Below are 15,130 nucleotides of genomic sequence, written 5' to 3'. Positions count from 1 at the left end.
GACCCAAACCAAGATGATCGCTTGAGCCATGCGGGGGAGTGCGTGGCACAGTGAGAATATCTGGGAGGAGTTCATGACAGTTACCCCTAAGAAGACCACGCAGGTCTCGCGGCGTTCGTTCCTGCGCAAAGGCGCGCTCGGTGCGGGTGTCACCGCGGCAGGCGGTCTCGCGGCACCGGCGGTGCTCGCGCAGAGCCCGATCGTGGTCAAGCTTCAGACCTCGTGGCCGGCCTCCGACATCTGGCAGGAAATGGCGCAGGCCTATGCGGATCGCGTCGAGGCGATGTCCGGCGGCCGTCTCAAGGTCGACGTGCTGCCCGCGGGCGCCGTGGTCGCGGCGTTCCAGGTGATGGACGCGGTGAGTGACGGTCTCATCGACATGGCCCACTCGGTGCCGGTCTACTGGTACGGCAAGAACAAGGCCGCCTCGCTGTTCGGCACCGGCCCCGTGTTCGGAGGCTCCGCCGACACCATGCTGGGCTGGTTCTACGCCGGCGGCGGCGAGCAGTTCTACGCCGAGCTGATGGAAACGATGGGCCTCGACGTGGTGGGCATGCTCGGCTTCCCGATGCCGGCGCAGCCCTTTGGCTGGTTCAAGAAAGAGGTCGCCTCGGTCGACGACATCAAGGGCCTGAAGTACCGCACGGTGGGCCTGGCGGCCGACCTGATGCAGTCGATGGGCATGTCGGTCGCACAGCTTCCGGGTGGCGAGATCGTCCCCGCCATGGAGCGCGGCGTGATCGACGCCTTCGAGTTCAACAACCCGACCTCCGACAGCCGCTTCGGCGCGCAGGACGTGGCCAAGAACTACTACCTCTCGTCCTACCACCAGGCCTCCGAGAGCTTCGAGTTCCTGTTCTCCAAGAGCTTCCTCGAAGATCTCGACCCCGATCTGCAGGCGATCCTGCGCCACTCGGTCGAAGCCGCCTCCACCGCGAACAGCGCCCAGGCGCTGGACCAGTACTCGCGCGACCTGCAGGCCCTCTCCGAGGGTGGCGTCACCGTGCGCCGCACCCCCAAGGAGATCCTCTCGGCACAGCTCGATGCCTGGGACGCGCTGATCCCGCAGCTTGAAGAGGACGACTTCATGAAGCGCGTGCTCGACAGCCAGCGCGAATGGGTCGAGCGCGTGACCTACTACACGCTGATGAACTCGCCGGACTACCAGCTCGCCTACGAGCACTACTACCCCGGCAAGCTCGCCCTCTGAGCCTGACCTGACCGCCCGGCGACGCGCCTGCGTCGCCGGGCCCTCATCCATACGGGACACGAATGCTCGGATATATCAAATTCGCCGACGCCCTTTCGGCTGCCTTCGGCAAGGTCTTCGGCTGGCTCATCGTGCTGATGACCTTCGGGGTCAGCTACGAGGTCTTCGTGCGCTACGTGCTGGGATCGCCCACGCCATGGGCCCTGGACGTCTCCTTCATCATGTACGGCACGCTGTTCATGCTGGGCGGCGCCTATACGCTGTCGCGCGGCGGCCATGTCCGCGGCGACTTTCTCTACCGGCTCTGGCCGGTCAGAGTGCAGGCGGCGGTCGACGGCTTTCTCTACATCATCTTCTTCTTTCCCGGTGTGTTCGCCCTCATCTTTGCGGGCTGGAAGTACGCCGAGAAATCCTGGCGCTTTGGCGAGGTTTCGGTGAACAGCCCGGCGGGCGTGCCGATCTACCAGTTCAAATCGGTGATCGTCGTCGCCGGTGTGCTGCTGGCGATCCAGGGCCTGGCCCAGCTGTTTCGCTGCATCCTCGCGATGCGCGACGGTGTCTGGCTCGAGGCCGCCGAGGACGTCGAGGAGACCGAGGCCCTGCTGATGAAGCAGCTCGAGCAGCAACACGAACACCCGGACATGAAATGACGCGCTCGCCCCGCGTTGAACTGATACGGAGCGCACGCACGTGACCGACCCGCAAATCGCCCTGACCATGCTCGGGGTCTTCATCGGCCTGGTGTTCCTGGGCTTCCCCATTGCCTTCACGCTGATGGCGCTTGGCATCGGCTTTGGCTATTTCGCCTATTTCGACGCCGGTCGCATGTGGCGCGACTACGACCGGCTCGACCCCGAGATCGCCAGCTGGTGGGAGAGCACATCGACCTGGATCGACGGCTTTCTCAACAACCGCGTCTTCGACCTCTTCATCAACCAGACCTATACGGTGATGTCGAACGAAGTGCTGACCGCGGTGCCGCTGTTCCTGTTCATGGGCTACATCGTCGAGCGCGCCAACATCGTCGACCGGCTGTTCACCACGCTAAACATCGCCTCCAAGAACGTGCCGGGCTCCATGGGTGTGGCCGCGCTGATCACCTGCGCGCTCTTTGCCACCGCCACCGGCATCGTCGGCGCCGTGGTGACGCTGATGGGCCTTCTGGCGCTGCCCGCCATGCTCAAGGCGCGCTACGACACCTCGTTTGCCACCGGCATCATCTGCGCGGGCGGCACGCTGGGCATCCTGATCCCGCCGTCGATCATGCTGATCGTCTATGCGGCGGCCTCGGGCGTGTCGATCGTGCGGCTCTATGCCGGTGCGCTCCTGCCGGGCCTCGTGCTCGTGGGGCTGTATCTCACCTATGTGATCGGCCGCTCGATCCTGCAGCCCTCGGTCGCACCGCGTCCGACCAAGGAAGAAGTGCCCGACGTGCCGCTGGGCAAGCTCCTGTGGATGCTCTTCACCTCGTTCTTCCCGCTGGCGGTGCTGATCCTGTCGGTGCTGGGCTCGATCCTGTTCGGCCTCGCCACCCCGACCGAAGCCGCCGCGATCGGCGCGCTGGGCGGCATGATCCTCGCGGTGCTCTACCGCGCCATGACCTTCCAGCGACTGCGCGAGAGCGTCTATCTCACGGTGCGGACCACCGCGATGGTGTGCTGGCTCTTCGTCGGCTCCTACATCTTCTCCTCGGTCTTCTCCTACTTGGGCGGCGAGCACCTGATCTCGGAGTTCGTGACGGGCCTCGACCTGACCCCGATCCAGTTCCTGATCCTCGCGCAGCTGATCATCTTCCTGCTCGGCTGGCCGCTGGAATGGTCGGAGATCATCATCATCTTCGTGCCGATCTTCCTGCCGCTGCTGGAGATCTTCGGGGTCGATCCGCTGTTCTTCGGTATCCTCGTGGCGCTGAACCTGCAGACCTCGTTCCTGACGCCGCCGATGGCGATGTCGGCCTACTACCTCAAGGGCATCGCCCCGCCGGAAGTGCGCCTGACGCAGATCTTCAAGGGCATCATGCCGTTCCTTGCCATGGTCATGGTCTCGATGGTTCTGGTCTATATCTTCCCGCAGCTGGTCTTCGGCCTGCCGGAGCTGTTCTATGGGAAGTGAGCCGAAGATGGCCGCGATGCCGAAGGGCCATGTGTCGATGCTCGACCTTTCGGCGCGCGAGTTGCGCGACCGGATGGCGAGTGGCGCCCTCAACGCCACCGATCTGGTCCAGGCCTGCCTCGAGCGGATCGCGGCGCTGGAGCCCGAGATCCAAGCCTGGGCCTGGCTCGACGGCGGCTATGCGATGAAGCAGGCCGAGGCGCTCGACGCGCTGCGGCGTTCGGGGCGGCCTACCGGGCCGCTGCATGGGCTGCCCGTGGCCCTCAAGGACGTGATCGATACGGCGAAGGTGCCGACGCAGAACGGCACCCTGCTCGACGAAGGCCGCGTGCCCGAAACCGATGCCGCCATCGTCACGCGCCTGCGCGCGGCGGGGGCCATCATCATCGGCAAGACGGTAACGGCGGAGCTGGCGTTCCAGCATCCCGGCAAGACCCGCAACCCGCATGACGCCACCCGCACGCCGGGCGGCTCCTCCTCCGGCTCGGCGGCGGCCGTGGCGGCGGGCATGGTGCCGCTCGCGGTGGGCACGCAAACGGGCGGCTCGGTGATCCGCCCCGCCGCTTTCTGCGGCACGGTGGGCTTCAAGCCGAGCTTTGGAGCGATCCCTCGCACCGGCGTGCTGAGCCAGTCGCCGACCCTCGACACGATCGGCGTTTTTGCCCGCACCATCGAGGATGCGGCGCTTCTGGCCGAGGCGCTCTATGGCTTTGACGCAGGCGACCGCGCGACCAGCCTCGCGCCGCCGCCGCGCCTGCATGCCACCGCGATGACCAAGCCGCCGGTGCGCCCGACACTGGCCTTCCTGCGCCCGCCGGGCTGGGAGCGGGCCGACGCCGACACCACGGCCGCGCTCGAAGAGCTGGTCGAGGCGCTGGGAGAGCAGTGCTTCGAGACGGCGCTGCCGGGAATTTTCGACGAGGCCGCGGAGATTCGCGAGCGCATCAATCTCGCCGAAATGGCCAAATCCTATTACGGCTATGAAAAACGGGGCAGGGACCAGCTGTCGGACGAGGTGCGCCGCGCCATCGACCGGGGCAAGGACATCCCCGCGCGCGATTATATCTCGGCGCTCGACTGGTCAGATGTGCTCTATGCCGGCCTCGACGAGATCTTCGAGCGCTGCGACGCGATCCTGGCGCCTGCCGCCCTCGGCCCCGCGCCGGAAGGCCACGCCAGCACCGGCGACGCGATCTTCAACGGGCTCTGGACATTGTGCGGTACCCCAGCCGTGACCGTGCCGATCCTGCAATCCGAAACCGGCCTGCCGATGGGCGCGCAGCTCATCGGTCGGCGTGGCGACGACGCCCGGCTCTTGCGCACCGCGCGCTGGCTCGAAGGGCTCATGTCCGAGGAGACCGACCAATGATCAGCCGTATCATGACCTACGTGGCACTGGCCTTTTTCCTGAGCTTTCTGGGTATCATGCTGTGGCACATCCCGCGCCTCGACCTCGGCGCGGTGCTCGCCGTGACGGTGGCCTTGGTGCTGTGGGACGTGTTCTCCACATCGTTCGACGCCTGATCCACGCATGAAAACGCCGGGCGCCCGATAGGGTGGCCCGGCGGATCCGGTTAGACGCCGCGCGCCCGAAAGGGCGGGCGGCGTTGGTCTGTGCGGGGCCTCAGACGCCGTGGCCGTGCCACGGCCCGTGCTGATCCTCGATGCCATCGAGGCGCTCGAAGCCGTGCTCGCCGAAGTAGTCGCGCTGCGCCTGGATCATGTTGGCGGTGCCGCGCGCGGTGCGCATGCTATCGAAGTAGCTCAGCCCCGAGGATAGCGCCGGCATCGGGTGGCCGAAGCGCGCGCCGATGGCCACCAGCTCGCGCAGCGCCACGTGGCCTTCGCGCAGGTGGCGCGCAAAGACCGGGGCCAGCATCAGGTTGCGGTCCTCGTCCTCGGACAGGGCGGCGGCCATGTCGTCGAGCATCGCCGAGCGGATGATGCAGCCCTCGCGCCAGACCCGCGCTATCGCCGGAAGCGGCAACGCCCAGCCGAACTGCTCGGAGGCCGCCGCAATCATGTCGAAGCCCTGCGCGTAGCACAGCACCTTGCCCGCGATCAGGGCGCGCTCCAGCATCTCGTCGGAGACGGCGCCTTCGGGGATCTTGGTCGGGGCCGCGCCGAACAGGTCTTCGCCCTCTTGCCGTGCAGCCACGCGGCTCGACAGGTTGCGCGCCACCACGGCGGCCTCGATCGCGGGAATCGGCGCGGCGAGATGCTGCGCCTCGATCGCGGTCCAGCGGCCGGTGCCTTTCTGACCCGCCTTGTCGAGGATCAGATCGATCATCGGCTGACCGGTGTGCTTGTCGGCAGCCGATGTCACGATCGAGGAAATCTCGATCAGGTAGGACTTCAGCGCGCCCTCGTTGAAGCGCGCGAAGGCCTCGCCGATGGCGGAGGCCTCAAGGCCCAGCCCGTCGCGCATCACGCCGTAGACCTCGGCGATCATCTGCATGTCGGCGTATTCGATGCCGTTGTGGACCGCCTTTACGAAATGGCCGGCCCCCTCGCGGCCCATCCAGTCGGAGCAGGCCTCGCCGTTGAACTTGGCGGCGATGGCGGTGAGGATCGGCTCGACCCGGTCCCAATGCTCTTTTTCGCCGCCGCCCATGATCGCGGGGCCATGGCGCGCACCGGCCTCGCCTCCCGACACGCCGATGCCCAAGAACGGCTTGCCCTCCGCCTCGCGCGACCGGCGGTTGGTGTCATGGAAATTGGCATTGCCCGCATCGATGATCATGTCGTCATCGTCGAGAAGGGGCCGCAGCGCCGCGATCTGCTCGTCCACCGGCGCGCCCGCGGGCACCATGAGGATGATCGCGCGCGGCTTTGCGATGGCAGCGACCAGGTCTTCGTAGCTCTCGGTCGGGGTGATGCGATCGGCGAGCTCACCGGCCTCGGCGTGAAAGGCGCGAGTGACATCCGCACGGCGGTTCCAGACCGCGATGGGAAAGCCCTTTTCGGCGATGTTGAGCGCGAGCGCGCTGCCCATGGTGCCAAGGCCGATCAGGCCGATCTTCGCTTTGTCCTGCTGAGCCACGACGCGGCCTCCCTGTCTGGTATACCGGGGCAGCTTTATCCCCGCGTGCGCACGGGAACAACCAAGCTCGCGGCATCATCGCAGGTATTGGCGCAAGGGCAGGGGGAGGGCAGGGAGGCGTCGTGGCAGCCCGTAGGGGAATCGAACCCCTCTTTCTAGGTTGAAAACCTAGCGTCCTAACCGATAGACGAACGGGCCACTCTGACGACAGTCCCGGTTTCGCTCGCGCGACCTAGAACCGTATGTGCTCCTTGCGGAGACCGATGGCAGCCCGTAGGGGAATCGAACCCCTCTTTCTAGGTTGAAAACCTAGCGTCCTAACCGATAGACGAACGGGCCGCTCGTCGGTGAGGCGGTGTTTAGGGAAACCGCCTCGGCGTCGCAAGGGGAAAATCGCCGATCCGTGAAATTGCCGTGGGGGCAAAAAACCCCAGCAATCAACCGGCCGGAGCGGCGTCGTCGAGCCTGAGCTGAACCGAGCGGCGACCTTTCCAGATATTGAGATCGAGCTTGCCCGCGAGGTGGAACCGCGCGCCGCCATGACGGGCCAGCGCCGCCCCCATCGGGCTGTCCATCGCGCCAAAGGCGATGCCGTCGAGCTTGGCGCCGAGGCCATCGCCGAAGGAGATCTTGAGGTGGCCTTGCCCCACCTCGCGCACGTGCAGGATCATCACGTCCGGAAAGGCAAAGCGCGGCGCGGGGGCGGCCGCCCCGAAAGGCCCCGCCGTCTCGATCCGCTCGATCAGCTCGACCGTGGCCGCCCCGGGCATCAGCACCGAATCGAGACGCAGGTCGCGCGGACCGCCCGCCCCCGCGCCCTGCTTCTCCAAGAGCTCCGAGAGCCGCGCCATCGCCGCCTCGATCTTGCTCTCCTCGACGGTGAGGCCCGCCGCCATCTTGTGGCCGCCGCCCCGCAGCAGGAGGCCTTCGGCGGCGACGCGATGGATCGCGGCCCCGAGGTCGATGCCGGGCACCGAGCGGGCCGAGCCCTTGCCGATACCGTCCTCGACGCCGATCACCACGGCGGGGCGGTTGGTGGCCTCCTTCATCCGGGCCGCCGCGATGCCGACGACGCCGGGATGCCAGCCCGCGCCCGCGGCCCAGGCAAGCGGGCCTTCGGTGCCGCGTGCTTCGGCCTGCTCCAGCGCCGCGTCGCGCACCCGTGCCTCGATCTCGCGGCGTTCGCGGTTGAGGTGATCGAGCTTCTCGGCCAAAGCCGCCGCCTCATGCGGATCATCGGTGGCCAGAAGCCGCGCGCCGAGGTCGGACTTGCCGATGCGTCCGCCCGCGTTGACGCGCGGCCCCAGAAGGTAGCCCAAGTGATAGGCGGTGGGCGGCACGTCGAGACCCGCCACATCGGCCAGCGCCACGACGCCCGCGCGCTGCCGCTTGGCCATGACCTGAAGCCCGGTGCGCACCAGTGCGCGGTTGACCCCGATGAGCGGCGCCACGTCGGCCACGGTGGCCAATGCCACGAGGTCGAGCATCGACATCAGATCGGGGCCGCGCTTGCCCGTCTCGCGCAGCCGCCGGTTCAGCTCCACCAGCAGCAGGAACACCACGCCCGCGGCGCACAGATGCGCCAGATCGCCGCTTTCGTCCTGCCGATTGGGGTTCACCACGGCAAGGGCATCGGGCAGGGTCTCACCGCCCAGATGGTGGTCGAGCACGATGACATCGGCCCCCTTGGCGGCGGCGATCGGCTCGTGGGAAAGCGTGCCGCAATCGACGCAGAGAATCAGGTCGTGATCGCGCGCGAGCCGCTCCATCGCGGGGGTGTTGGGGCCATAGCCCTCCTCGATCCGGTCGGGGATATATAGCGTGGCGCGCAGCCCCATCTGCCGCAGCCAGACCAGCAGCAGTGCCGCGGAAGATCCGCCATCCACGTCGTAATCGGCAAAGATCGCGATACGTTCGCGCCGCTCCACCGCCTGCATGACGCGCTCGGCCGCGACACCCATATCGCGCAGGGACAGCGGATCGGGCAGCAGGTCGCGCAGGGTGGGGGCGAGAAAGCTTGCCATGTCCTCGGCGGCGACACCGCGCCCGACGAGGGCATGACACAGCGGCAGCGGCAGGTCGCAGCCCTGGGCCATGGCCTGGGCGAGGCGGTCGGCCTCTGCGGCGGGGCCCACCCAGCGACGGCCGGTGAGCGAGGTGGTGACATTCAGAAAATCGGGCATGCGGCGGGTGTCGCGCGAAACCGGCTCTCATGGCAAGCCCGGACGCGACGCCGCCCTGTCACGCACGCGCGACGGGCGGGCCACTTTGCTCTTGAAATACTCCGGGGGGCGCCCCAGAGGGGCGGGGGGCAGCGCCCCCTGCCTTTGGACGGGCTCAGCGACCCGGCTGGCTGCGCTCGATCGGGTTGCGGTAGCTCATGCGGCGCATCGAGCCGGTCTTGGAGCGCATCAGAACCGTCTCGGCGGTCAGGTATCCACCCTCGCGGCGGATGCCCGGCACGAGGTTGCCGTCGGTGACGCCGGTCGCGGCAAAGATCACGTCGCCGGTGACAAGCTCATCACGCGCGTAGATCCGGTCGAGATCCTCGATCCCGGCCTTGCGGGCGCGGCCCACCTCGTCGTCGTTGCGAAACAACAGCCGGCCAAAGATCTGCCCGCCCATGCATTTCAGCGCCGCCGCGGCGAGCACGCCCTCGGGCGCGCCGCCAGAGCCCATATACATGTCGATCCCGGTCTTGGCCGGCTCGGCGCAGTGCATGACGCCCGCGACGTCGCCATCGGTGATGAGCCGGATCGCGGCGCCAGTGGCGCGCAGCTCGGCGATCATCTCCTCGTGGCGCGGACGCTCGAGCACGCAGACGGTGATGTCGCCCGCGGTCGTGCCCTTGGCCTTCGCCAGCGCCGCGACGCGCTCGGAGGGGCTCATGTCGAGCGTGACCACACCTGGCGCGAAGCCCGGCCCGATCGCGAGCTTGTCCATGTAGACGTCGGGGGCGTGCAGCATCGAGCCGCGCGGGCCCATGGCGATCACGGTGAGCGCGTTGGGCATATCCTTGGCGGTGAGGGTGGTGCCCTCGAGCGGATCGAGCGCGATGTCCACGGCGGGGCCTTCGCCGGTGCCGACCTCCTCGCCGATGTAGAGCATCGGCGCCTCGTCACGCTCGCCTTCGCCGATCACCACGGTGCCCGCGATGTCGAGCATGTTGAGCTGGGTGCGCATGGCATTGACGGCGGCCTGATCGGCGGCCTTTTCGTCGCCGCGGCCGATCAGCGGCGCGCAGGCGATGGCCGCGGCTTCAGACACCCGGGCGAGGCCGAGCGACAGCATGCGATCGTGAAATTCGGGGGCTTGGGGCATCGGAGGCGTCCTCGGGCAATCGTGAAGGTTGCCTCGACCTAAACGGGCCGCCACGACGCTGACAAGCGCGCGCGCCGATGTTTGCGCAAACGGTCGGGCGACGCCGGGCCATGGCGTCCGAACCCGCCCCCGCAGCGTACGATTTCAGGCGGTGGTGCGGGGGAGCCCCCCGCTCAGACCTGCTCGATGCGGATTGCGACGGGGGCGCCCTGCACCACGCCCGTCGCCTCGAAGCCGGTCAGCGCCTCTTCGAGAGCCGAGCGGGTGGTCTTGTGGGTCACGATCAGCACCGGGGCCGAGACGTCTTCGTGGTCGTACTGGCGCATCCGGTCGATCGAGATGCCCGCTTCGCCCAGCACCTTTGCGACCTTGGCCAGCGCGCCCGGTTTGTCGAGCAGCCGCATGCGCAGGTAATAGGGGGCGGGCACGGCGGCCTGCGCCGCGCGGGCGGCGCGCAGGCCGGTAGCGGGCTGACCGAACACCGGCAGCCGCAGCCCACGCGCGAGATCCATCACGTCGCCCATCACCGCGCTCGCGGTCGGACCCGCGCCCGCGCCGGGGCCGCGCAGCACCACCTGGCCGATCGCGTCGCCTTCGAGCACGACCATGTTGGTGCCGCCTTCGAGCTGGCCCAGCGGCGAGGTGGCGGGCACGAGACAGGGCGACATGCGCTGCTCCAGCCCGCGACCGGTCATCTGCGCCACGCCCAAAAGCTTGATGCGAAAGCCCATGTCGGCGGCGTGGGTGATGTCCTCGATGGTGATCGCGCCGATGCCTTCGAGCTCGACGCCCGAGAAATCGACGCGCGTACCGAAGGCGATGGCGGCGAGCAGCGCCAGCTTGTGGCCCGCGTCGATGCCGCCCACGTCGAGCTGCGGGTCGGCCTCGAGATAGCCAAGGTCGGCGGCCTCCTGAAACACCTCGTCATAGGGCAGCCCGGCGCTCTGCATCCGGGTCAGGATGTAGTTGCAGGTGCCGTTCATCACCCCCATGACGCGTGTCAACTCGTTGCCCGCCAGCGATTCGGTCAGCGCCTTGATAACCGGAATGCCGCCCGCGACCGCCGCCTCGAAGCGGATCATCCGACCCTGCGCCTCGGCCCGCTCGGCCAATTCCTGTCCGTGATGGGCGAGCAGCGCCTTGTTGGCGGTGACCACGTCCTTGCCGTGATCGAGTGCAATCTCGACGACCTGTTTGGCGATGCCGCCTTCGCCGCCCATCAACTCCAGCACCACGTCGACATCGTCAAGTGCGGCGAGGGCGGCGGCGTCATCTTCCCAAGCGTAGCCCGAGAGATCGACGCCCCGTTCTCGGCTGCGGTCGCGCGCCGAGACGGCGGTAATCTCGATAGCGCGGCCCGCACGCAGGGCGAGCAGTTCGGGATGCGACTGGACGATGCGCACGACCCCTGCGCCGACGGTTCCAAGACCGGCGATTCCGAGGCGAAGGGGAGAGGTCATGGGGAGGCTCCGGTCTGTCTTGCGGGCGAGTGTGTGGTGCGCGCGACTGTTAGCCCGTGGAGGGCCTCACTGCAACGCGGCAGGCAAGGTCACCCCGGCATCGATCCGGGCGCGCGCACCCGGATCGATCACCGGCTCGCCGCGAAGAGACGTGGCGCGCGCCGCAAGGGCGGCCACCCGGGCGGCGGCCTCCGTTGTCCGGGCGGTCGTCGCGGGCATGGGGCGAGAGGCCAATTCGGCCGCGCGCGCTTCGAGTGCAGCACCTGTCTCGGGCGATACCCGGCTTTCGGCCTCCACCGCATCCGCCCGGGCCAGAAGCGGTGCCAGCGCGATCAATGCGGGCGGCTCTGCGTTGCGCTCGGCCTCGGGGACGCGGGCGTCGATCTCGGGGAATTGCGTGCATCCCGCCGCGAGCAGGGCGAGGGAGACGAGAGGCAGAAAGCGGGGCATCTGGGGTCCGGGTCTGGGTGGCGCAGTCTAGTCCGCGCGGGCAGAGGGGAACAAGGTCGCCTCGGCACGTACGAGACCCGACGCCCGCCCGTCGGCAAGACAATGATTGCGACCGTCGAGCGGAGGGGTGACGGGGAGGCGGGGCCGGGCTATGCCCGTTTTAACACAACGGAGACGGGGTCGATGGAGATCGAGTTGCAGGCGGCGCCGGCGCGCCGGGCGATGGCGGTAGGGGTGCTCTACGGCTTTGGCGGGATGGCGCTTTATACCGCGCTGGCCGATACGCCCGGTATCGCGTGGTCGGCGGCGCTCCTTGCGCTGGGTCTGGGCGGGCTGGCGGCAGGCGAAACCCTGCGCCGGGCCACCCGGCGGGCGCTGCGGCTCGACGAGACGGGCCTTGTCGACAGCGCCGGTCACGTGCTCGCACGCTGGGAAGATATCGTCGCCATCGAGCGCGGCAGCTTCTCGCTCAAGCCCTCGAACGGCTTCACGCTGCGGCTGGCGCGGCCCGGCGCGCGGGCCTGGAAGCCGGGGATGTGGTGGCGGCTTGGCCATCGGCTCGGCGTGGGCGGCGTGACCTCGGCCGGGGCCGCTAAGGCGATGGCCGAGGCGATCGAGATCCGCCTGAGCGACCGCGCCGCGCCGATCCCCTAGCAGATGGCGTTGATCGGAAGACCGGTGAGATCGGCATTGAAGCACAGCTGCCCCGCAAAGCGCGGCCGGGTCACGGCTATCTCCTTGAAGGTGAAGGGGTCGAGCCCGACGTCGAACAGCGGCGTGTAATCGATCCAGCTCTCGACCAGGGTGGCGATTTCGCCGTCGGGCATCACTGGCAGCCGACTGCGCATCTGCTCGAGCTTGGCGTTGTCGAGCGCGGCAACGCCTATGCCGGAGGGCAGCGACCAGCGCAGGGTGTAGCGGTTGTTCGGGGCGTCATAGCTGAACACGCTGACCCTGAGCCGGGTCGGGCGGTCGTTGACGAGGACACCCTGCAGCGCCTTGAAGCTCGCGATGTAGACGGGGGTGATATAGCCCGTCTCGCGGCTGAGAGCGTCGCCGATCGTATAGGCCGCACGCGCGTTGACCGCCTTGGTGCGGTAGGCGTCGAAGAACACCCATGATCCCGCAAAGCACCACAGCAGCAGCGGCAGCATGATCACCAACTCGACGATCATCGCCCCGTCCTCGCGCCGCCGCAGCAGGGCGATGAGTTTGCGAAGCGCGCTCATGGCTCGATCACGAAGGCAGAGGTCGACACGAGCGCGTAGGCACCGCCCGACTGGTCTGGCAATTCGGCGCCAAGGCCGCTGGTGGGGAAATACGGATCGAACAGCGAGCAGGCGCGCAGCAGCATCAACTGGTTTTCGACCCCGGCGGTAAAGCGGCGCAGCGGCACGGTGGCGTCGGCGCGGTCGGCGCAGTCGGCATTGCCGGGTGGCGCGATCCAGCCACGCGGATCGAGCGGGATCATCTCGAGGCGCAGATTGGTCAGGCAATCGGGCAGGATCAGCGCATGCTTGCAGATCGAGGCGCCCACGCTGTCATGCGTCACAGGCGCGATCGCCCCGAGCCGGACGTCGCGCACCGTCAGATCCAGCCCCCGATCGAGCATCACCTGCCGCATCGTGACCATGCCCAGCTCGAAGCTGGTGGTGATCATCAACAAAAGCAGCGGCACGATCAGCACGAACTCGACCCCGACCGCCCCCTCGCGGGCGCGGGTCAGACGGGCGACAAATCGGAGAACACGGTTCATTGGACCAACCTCAGCGCCTTAATTTGGGTCGCGATCGACGTGAAGGCGGAGCTGATCTGCAGCCCCTCGACCCGGTAGAAATGCGAGGGAGATGAGGCGCAATCGGCCATGGCCGCCAAGGCGCCTGCTTCGTTGACCTCGAAGCCGATGGTGAAGATGATGATCCCCTTCGCTCGCGCGGCGGCGCAGATCTGGGTCAGTCGCGCGTTCTTTTCGACGACCGTGGAGTGTTCGACGATAGAGGTCCACTTGGTCCATTCCAGCTGCATTTCGACCGAGGTAGAAAACTGGCGGGCGCGCAGGTGATAGGCATGCTCGCGCACGGTCATGCGATTGAACAGCTCGGGCCATCTCAGTCGGGTGCCACCGCTGGGGAGAGCGGTCAGCCAGGTTCCGGTCTTGGCGCGGAAGTACTTCGTGTTGCTGATCTTCACGACATAGTCGTCCGAGTCGTAGAGCCAGACGTCCGAAAGACTGTTCCCGTTGTAGGGAGGCTTGAGCCTGAAGTCATAGGTGTTGGCGCCGTCGGTCATCACCACCAGCACCTTCATGGCTTCGGTGCTCAGAAAATCGCGCGGCCAACCGGCCAGCGCGGGCGAGACCTTGCCGCGCGAGATCATCGTCGTCAGCGCGCCGCGGGACGCCGGTTCGAGCAGCGCCGTGCCCCAGTTCACCCCCATCTCGATCGAGGTCCAGCCTTCGGCGCTCAGGCCATTGATGCGGGTCTTGAGAGCCTGGCGGTTGTTCGACCAGGGCAGCACTTCGAAGGAGTTGCCGGTGCGGCAGTTCAGGCGGTTCGCTCCCATGCCGTTGTAGGAGGAGGACGAGAGGGTCGGGGCGGTGGGGGAGAAGCCGGTCACGTCGAAATGTCCGGCCTGCACCAGCGCCGCAGGCGACGCGCGGGTCGTGAGATAGGCGGTGATCGGCAGGTCGATGCAGTAGCTGTAGCCATGCGTGGTCGTGACATTGGCCGCCGAGGCCAGATCGGCCCCGATGTTGACCTGCGTGGAATAGGGGACGAGCGAGACCGAGAGATGATTGGTCTCGATGCTGTCGAACATCGTGTCGATGAACTCGGCGCCCGCGGTCTTGAGGCGGGGGAGGCGGTTGTTGGAACCCATCGAGCCCGAGACGTCGAGCACCAGCCCGATTTCCACGTCCGAGACCGATTCGGTGGCCGAACCGGAGGCCGGGGCGTCAAAGCTGTCGATGCCGATGATCCGCAGGAAGGCGGTTGAGACGGGCAGGGCGGCGCTGGCGCGCACCGTGCGGGAGTTGAGGCTCTGGACGACTTGTACCTTGGGCAGGTCGGCGGGAAAGCCCGCCTTGACGAAGTAGTCGCGCACCACGGCCTCGGGATCGCGGCTCTGCTGCAGGTCGGCGGCGGCAAGCACGGCGCGATCGAGCGTGGATTGCAGCTCGGCGCGCTTGGTTTCTGTGCGCATCGTGTCGACCCCGAGCCCGCCCAGCGCCATCATGATCACGAAGATGAAGAGCGAGAAGATGATGATCGAGCCGTCTTCGTCGCGGCCAAGGCCCTGCGAGCCGAGGATGCGCCCCGAACCGCGCGGCTTGGCAACGCACCCGGAGGCGCGCAGGCCGATCCTGCGAGGGCCTTTCCGATCAGAGGTATGTTGCGGGCGCATGTCAGAGCTTCCTTGAGGTCATGGCCAAGGCAACCATGAAGACGTGACGAAACTGCGACCAGATCCGGGCGCGTTCTGCCTTCCGTCGCGCCATTGATGGACGCGAAGGTCGATTCTCGCGCGCAAGAGCCT

Annotated in this window: 14 protein-coding genes and 2 tRNA genes; 6 read left to right on the top strand and 10 right to left on the bottom strand. The window is 67.5% G+C overall.

Annotated elements, in window-relative coordinates; genetic code table 11:
• Positions 1–73: 73 nt before the first annotated feature.
• The 5 genes from AADJ02_RS03350 to AADJ02_RS03330 all read left to right on the top strand — a co-directional run bounded on the left by AADJ02_RS03350 (position 74) and on the right by AADJ02_RS03330 (position 4,846).
• A complete protein-coding gene (locus AADJ02_RS03350) occupies positions 74–1,210 on the top strand; it encodes a TRAP transporter substrate-binding protein (protein ID WP_341211569.1) in 1,137 nt (378 codons plus the stop codon).
• 62 nt (positions 1,211–1,272) lie between these two features.
• Positions 1,273–1,860 carry a TRAP transporter small permease subunit gene (locus tag AADJ02_RS03345; RefSeq protein WP_341211568.1) on the top strand — a complete coding sequence of 196 codons (588 nt, stop codon included), beginning with the start codon at positions 1,273–1,275 and terminating at the stop codon, positions 1,858–1,860.
• Positions 1,861–1,900: 40 nt separating this feature from the next.
• On the top strand, positions 1,901–3,322 hold the full coding sequence (locus tag AADJ02_RS03340) for a TRAP transporter large permease subunit (RefSeq protein WP_341211567.1): 1,422 nt from the start codon (positions 1,901–1,903) through the stop codon (positions 3,320–3,322).
• Between the two features lie 7 nt (positions 3,323–3,329).
• Positions 3,330–4,691 carry an amidase gene (locus AADJ02_RS03335; RefSeq protein ID WP_341211566.1) on the top strand — a complete coding sequence of 454 codons (1,362 nt, stop codon included), beginning with the start codon at positions 3,330–3,332 and terminating at the stop codon, positions 4,689–4,691.
• Complete coding sequence (locus tag AADJ02_RS03330) at positions 4,688–4,846, top strand: hypothetical protein (RefSeq protein WP_341211565.1); 159 nt, start codon at positions 4,688–4,690, stop codon at positions 4,844–4,846. Before AADJ02_RS03335 ends, AADJ02_RS03330 begins: the two co-directional genes overlap by 4 nt.
• A 100-nt stretch (positions 4,847–4,946) precedes the next feature.
• Here AADJ02_RS03330 and gndA read toward each other — a convergent pair whose 3' ends face one another.
• The 7 genes from gndA to AADJ02_RS03295 all read right to left on the bottom strand — a co-directional run bounded on the left by gndA (position 4,947) and on the right by AADJ02_RS03295 (position 11,596).
• A complete protein-coding gene (gndA, locus tag AADJ02_RS03325; RefSeq protein WP_341211564.1) occupies positions 4,947–6,365 on the bottom strand; it encodes an NADP-dependent phosphogluconate dehydrogenase in 1,419 nt (472 codons plus the stop codon).
• Between the two features lie 123 nt (positions 6,366–6,488).
• A tRNA-Glu gene (locus tag AADJ02_RS03320) sits at positions 6,489–6,563 on the bottom strand.
• A 66-nt stretch (positions 6,564–6,629) separates the two neighbouring features.
• A tRNA-Glu gene (locus AADJ02_RS03315) sits at positions 6,630–6,704 on the bottom strand.
• 98 nt (positions 6,705–6,802) lie between these two features.
• Complete coding sequence (gene recJ / locus AADJ02_RS03310; protein ID WP_341211563.1) at positions 6,803–8,548, bottom strand: single-stranded-DNA-specific exonuclease RecJ; 1,746 nt, start codon at positions 8,546–8,548, stop codon at positions 6,803–6,805.
• Between the two features lie 154 nt (positions 8,549–8,702).
• Positions 8,703–9,686 (bottom strand): class II fructose-bisphosphatase, encoded by a 984-nt coding sequence (gene glpX / locus AADJ02_RS03305; RefSeq protein WP_341211562.1) that lies wholly within the window; start codon positions 9,684–9,686, stop codon positions 8,703–8,705.
• Between the two features lie 173 nt (positions 9,687–9,859).
• A complete protein-coding gene (locus AADJ02_RS03300; RefSeq protein WP_341211561.1) occupies positions 9,860–11,146 on the bottom strand; it encodes a homoserine dehydrogenase in 1,287 nt (428 codons plus the stop codon).
• A 66-nt stretch (positions 11,147–11,212) separates the two neighbouring features.
• Complete coding sequence (locus AADJ02_RS03295; protein WP_341211560.1) at positions 11,213–11,596, bottom strand: hypothetical protein; 384 nt, start codon at positions 11,594–11,596, stop codon at positions 11,213–11,215.
• 183 nt (positions 11,597–11,779) lie between these two features.
• Here AADJ02_RS03295 and AADJ02_RS03290 point away from each other — a divergent pair, with 183 nt between their 5' ends.
• Positions 11,780–12,250 carry a hypothetical protein gene (locus tag AADJ02_RS03290; protein ID WP_341211559.1) on the top strand — a complete coding sequence of 157 codons (471 nt, stop codon included), beginning with the start codon at positions 11,780–11,782 and terminating at the stop codon, positions 12,248–12,250.
• On the opposite strand, the gene AADJ02_RS03285 is transcribed toward AADJ02_RS03290, so the two are convergent.
• Genes AADJ02_RS03285 through AADJ02_RS03275 form a run of 3 tightly spaced genes read right to left on the bottom strand, consistent with a single transcriptional unit; the run spans position 12,247 to position 14,998 of the window.
• Positions 12,247–12,825: a pilus assembly protein gene (locus tag AADJ02_RS03285; RefSeq protein ID WP_341211558.1), complete on the bottom strand. Its 579-nt coding sequence runs from the start codon at positions 12,823–12,825 to the stop codon at positions 12,247–12,249. The two genes, AADJ02_RS03290 and AADJ02_RS03285, sit on opposite strands and share 4 nt — an antisense overlap.
• Entirely contained in the window at positions 12,822–13,352 is a 531-nt protein-coding gene (locus AADJ02_RS03280) for a TadE/TadG family type IV pilus assembly protein (protein ID WP_341211557.1), read from the bottom strand. The genes AADJ02_RS03285 and AADJ02_RS03280 overlap by 4 nt, the downstream gene beginning before the upstream one ends.
• The gene (locus tag AADJ02_RS03275; protein ID WP_341211556.1) at positions 13,349–14,998 is read right to left on the bottom strand and encodes a VWA domain-containing protein; all 1,650 of its coding nucleotides are present in this window, start codon (positions 14,996–14,998) and stop codon (positions 13,349–13,351) included. The genes AADJ02_RS03280 and AADJ02_RS03275 overlap by 4 nt, the downstream gene beginning before the upstream one ends.
• Positions 14,999–15,130: the final 132 nt, after the last annotated feature.

This window comes from uncultured Limimaricola sp. (genome assembly GCF_964022235.1).
Lineage (GTDB): Bacteria > Pseudomonadota > Alphaproteobacteria > Rhodobacterales > Rhodobacteraceae > Limimaricola.
The sequence above is the reverse complement of the archived record's forward strand: the minus strand, read 5'-3'. Positions and strand labels throughout refer to the sequence as shown.